Annotated in this window: 4 protein-coding genes; 3 read left to right on the top strand and 1 reads right to left on the bottom strand. The window is 54.7% G+C overall.

Features of this window, described 5'->3' with window-relative positions:
* On the bottom strand, positions 1-190 hold a 190-nt coding region (locus tag F6X42_RS41795; RefSeq protein WP_187639608.1), incomplete at its 3' end, for an FAD-dependent oxidoreductase.
* A 438-nt stretch (positions 191-628) separates the two neighbouring features.
* Here F6X42_RS41795 and F6X42_RS41790 point away from each other — a divergent pair.
* The 3 genes from F6X42_RS41790 to F6X42_RS41780 all read left to right on the top strand — a co-directional run bounded on the left by F6X42_RS41790 (position 629) and on the right by F6X42_RS41780 (position 4035).
* Entirely contained in the window at positions 629-1570 is a 942-nt protein-coding gene (locus tag F6X42_RS41790) for a PDR/VanB family oxidoreductase (RefSeq protein WP_312893025.1), read from the top strand.
* A 58-nt stretch (positions 1571-1628) separates the two neighbouring features.
* Positions 1629-2849 (top strand): aromatic ring-hydroxylating oxygenase subunit alpha, encoded by a 1221-nt coding sequence (locus tag F6X42_RS41785; RefSeq protein WP_187639606.1) that lies wholly within the window; start codon positions 1629-1631, stop codon positions 2847-2849.
* A 565-nt stretch (positions 2850-3414) separates the two neighbouring features.
* Positions 3415-4035 (top strand): TetR/AcrR family transcriptional regulator, encoded by a 621-nt coding sequence (locus F6X42_RS41780; RefSeq protein ID WP_312893024.1) that lies wholly within the window; start codon positions 3415-3417, stop codon positions 4033-4035.
* Positions 4036-4284 lie beyond the last annotated feature (249 nt).

Genomic DNA, 4284 nt, shown 5'->3' with positions numbered 1-4284 from the left:
ACAGGATATGCGCCCCGATCTCCGAGCCTTTTTCCAGCACGCACACGCCAAGCTCGACGCCTTGTTCGGCAGCGCGCTGCTTCAGACGAATGGCGGCCGACAGGCCCGCAGGGCCGCCGCCGACGATAACGACGTCATACTCCATCGACTCGCGCGGACCGTACTGCTCTAATAAGTTGGAGTGCGTCATCATACCTGGCAAAGAAACCGTGATTTATGATCCGAGCAAACGAAAAGCAATCCGCTTGCAGACGTCATTGTGTCCGCTGCCGACCTCTCCCTCAATCAACCGTATGGATGATTAAAAACCACGCATTACCCGGCGATCGACAACTGACGCCGCAAAAAATATGGTGACGAAGTCGACGTGCATGTCGCGTTCTGCAACGGTCTGATTCGTCTTGATCCTTGTGACATAACTAGCAGATCTGACACAAGAAGCGGCGCTCGATCAACTGAGCCGGGAACACCGCTTCAACGACCAAACGCCTGTCGTTGCGGCCGCGATACCTCTCCGTCGACCACACCACTCCCGAGATTTCTCCCTCCATCCTGGTAATTTCCCCATTGACAGCGAGAACACAATAGCTAACTATACCGTCCAGACGGTATAGTTACGAGGCTGAACGTGCAAATCGAAGTTAGACACTCAAGTAGCATTGGAGCCGAAATGCGGCTCTTCGTCCTCCAACCGACGACCCAGGCTCCGCTTCCAGCCTATACGGCGGGCTCGCATATTGACGTTACAACGCCAAGCGGCTTGGTCAGACAATATTCCCTTTGTGGCGATCCGTCCGATCGTGCGCGTTTTTCCATACTTGTCAAAAAAGACCCCTGTTCGCGCGGGGGGTCCTTATCCATGCATCAGGTTTCGGTGGGCGACGTACTTGACATCGGTGAACCCCGCAATGCATTTGGCCTGAAAGACGATCACGGGCCCCATCTTCTGATCTCAGGAGGGGTCGGGATCACTCCATTGCTCGCGATGGCCCACGAACTCACGCGCCGAGGCGATCCGTTTATGCTTCATCACTTCGGACGACGGGAAGACCTCAGCGATCTCCGTGCGGAACTCGGGGTCGAGTGCTTCGGGCAGAACTTTGCAGTTCAGCTTGACGTCAGTCGAAATTCCGTTCCCGGTGTTCTCGACCAGGTGTTCCTCGCATCTTCAACTGCAAAACATATCTACACATGTGGCCCGTCGCCATTCATGGCAGCAGTCGAAGCCGCGGCTCGACATCATCTTCCTTCCGCTGCCGTTTATACGGAAAAATTCCAGGGTGCCGCCTGGACTTCGAATCCTTTGGGCGATTTTCAGTTAACACTTGCTCGAACCGGCTTGACGATCAATGTGAGATCGGATCAAACCTTGATACAAGCGCTCGAATCCAAAGGTGTTCTCCTCCCAACCGGCTGCCTCGAAGGCGTTTGTGGGGCCTGCGTGACGAAATTTCTGAACGGTGAGGTGGTGCATCTTGACGATGTGCTCACCGATGAAGAGCGAAACGAACAACATCTGATGTGCCCGTGCGTTTCCCGCGCCAAAGGTCATCTCACCTTGGACTTGTGAAAACGGCAGCTTCAAACTTACCACCCTAAACGATAAGCGAATTATGTCGGATAACGAAATGACTGCGATTGCGGACGAATGGCGCTCTGGATACTCGCTACCCCAACACATGTATTGTGACGATGGGATTTTCAAAAACGATGTCCAGTCCTTAGGACGCACTCAATGGCTCCTTGTGGACCACGAAAGCAGAATCCCTGAGCCTGGTAGCTATTTTACGGTCGAATTCGGCGGCGAAAGCATTATTGTTCTCCGTGACCGGCAGGGATCTGTACGTGCCCACTTCAACGTCTGTCGTCATCGCGGCTCCAAAATTTGCCTCGAAAAAGAAGGAACTGTTAGGTCGCTGACGTGTCCCTATCATGCGTGGAGCTACGATCTCGCAGGGAATCTTAAGTCCGCGCGTTTCATGCCGCCGGATTTTCCAATGGCGGAACACGGATTGAACCCTTGTGCCGTTGGCATTTTCAAGGGATTTGTCTTCCTCAACCTGTCAAAAGATTCGCCTCCGTCGTTTGAACAGTTTGTTTCTCGGTTTAAACCTATGCTTGCTCGGTATAACCTTGAACAAACAAAGGTCGCCGCGCGCCGGGTCTTTCCAACAGCGGCAAACTGGAAACTTGTGGTCGAGAATTTCTTCGAGTGCTACCACTGCAAACCAGCGCACGCTACTTACTGCTCCGTGCACGACGACATGAAGATGTTAGCTTTCGGCGCGGGCCCGGGATCGTCCAATGGACTGGCAGACGAATACATGAAGACTTTCGCACTTTGGGAGTTAGCGGAAAAGCAGACCGGACGGCAGCCAGATATGTTCGCTGACGGCCCCTCCACCCCATTCCTCCAGTCGGCCGGTCGGCTCCCCATAGGCAGAGGCAACCTGACCGAGTCGCTCGATGGAAAACCAGTCGCGCCTCTGATCATCTCGGATGCTGAATATGATGGGGCCCAGACTGGCTGCGTATTCAACCCGATCAGTGTGGTGCTCGCAAACAGCGACCACGCCATCGCATTTCGCTTTAATCCGAAAGGCCCACTTTCAACGGACGTCGAAGTTTTATGGATGGTCTCCAGCGACGCCCAGGAAGGTCCCGACTACGATCTCGAACGGATCAAAGCCGTGTGGCAAACAACATTACTTGAAGATAAGACAATTACCGAGAACAATCAGTCCGGAATCCAGTCACAAACCTACTCTCCAGGCCCCTATTCGGCGCAGGAGAGCAAGATCGCCGAGTTCGGCGCCTGGTATCACGAGCACATTCTCAGAGAAGACTAGAATTTTCCGCATGAGTACCCTGAAGCTTGATCACGCTGTACAGGCTAACCGCTCGAATGTCGATGGCGGCCATCGCTGTCGACATAATCTTCCACAATCAGTCTGGCAAGCCGCGGCTTCTCGCTGTCCGACTAACCGCACCATCACTTTGGTGCGGACGCGATGAAGAAGAATGGAAGCGACGACTGGATGAACACACATTGCGAGTCGTCAGCGCGTTCCGAAACCAGCTAATACCATACTGCCATGCACGATTACCGCGGCCTCAGGACGGCGACGGAAGCACGCCAGGCGCAGTGCCTCCGTGACCGGTTCAACCATCATGTTCGGCTGCATCGCCAGCCCACCGTGTGCGGGTTGAACGGTCGATGACGGCCACGAACTGTACCCAGCCTTTCTTGTCATCAGAAAGTAACATCGCTCCTCCTGCCTCGCCCCTGGACGAAGTCGTCGTGGCTCACACATGGCGAACCGGAAAGCCCCGTGAGGGTATCGACGCCCGCCATGTTTCAAGCTTAAGCGTTAGTCAGCACGTTAAGTTCGCAGTCGACTCGACTATTTGAACATGTGGAAAAGCCTTTGTGATATAAATCCCCCGCGAATCATTCGGCATACTTCCGAGCGGCAATCAACGGGACACCACCAGATGCGACCCAACAATCGAGACTCAATACTGCGCGCAGCCGAAACTCTTGTCTTGCAGCGAGGCGCGGCGGCTCTGACGCTCGAGGAGGTAGCAGCGACTGCAAACATGAGCAAGGGTGGACTGCTCTACCATTTCAAGACAAAAGACCAACTCGTTCACGAACTCCTTGAGTTTGCATTCGCAAACTTCGAGGCTGCGGTTGATAGAATGGCGGAACAAGACAGGACGCCGGGAGGGTGGCTCAGGGCGTACGTCCGTGCGACATTCGAAACTGACCCAACAACGGAGGCGGAAAGTCTTGCTTCGGCGGCGCTCGTCGTCGCCTATTTCGGCCGAGACGCGTCTGTCCGGAAGCTATACGAAGACGCCCTCTCTCGTTGGAGCAATCGAGCAAAAAACGATGGCATCGACCGAGCAACTGCCGATGTCATTCGCATGGCAACTGATGGCCTGTGGCTCGCAGACGCGCTCGGCGTTTCCGGGTTCAGTAAAATCCGGAAGCGCGCTTTCGTGAACAGGCTGCTCATGCTGGTCGATTGACGCATCAAAACGGACTCATCGAAAAATCAGCCGATTGACGGATTTTTTGTCAGGGGTACTCTGCGGCACGATGGCCATATCGTCGAGTCATAGCGGAGTTACCCGTGCTTTCGAATCAACAAGGTAAGCGGCTCGGCAGGGCCGGTCCCCGATTCGCGCGCGCGTGGGGCATGATGTGAGAGCGTGGGTAGGTCCGGCGTAGACCACGTGAAGATCGTTCCATGATCGTGGCCACGATCTATCTGGATC

Origin of the sequence: Paraburkholderia podalyriae (assembly GCF_014397785.1) — a bacterium.
GTDB classification, from domain to species: domain Bacteria; phylum Pseudomonadota; class Gammaproteobacteria; order Burkholderiales; family Burkholderiaceae; genus Paraburkholderia; species Paraburkholderia podalyriae.
The sequence above is the reverse complement of the archived record's forward strand: the minus strand, read 5'-3'. Positions and strand labels throughout refer to the sequence as shown.

Coding starts and splice junctions, on each gene's coding strand:
- F6X42_RS41785 (WP_187639606.1), top strand. CDS start 1,629: ATGACTGCGATTGCGGACGAATGGCGCTCTGGATACTCGCTACCCCAA.
- F6X42_RS41780 (WP_312893024.1), top strand. CDS start 3,415: ATGTGGAAAAGCCTTTGTGATATAAATCCCCCGCGAATCATTCGGCAT.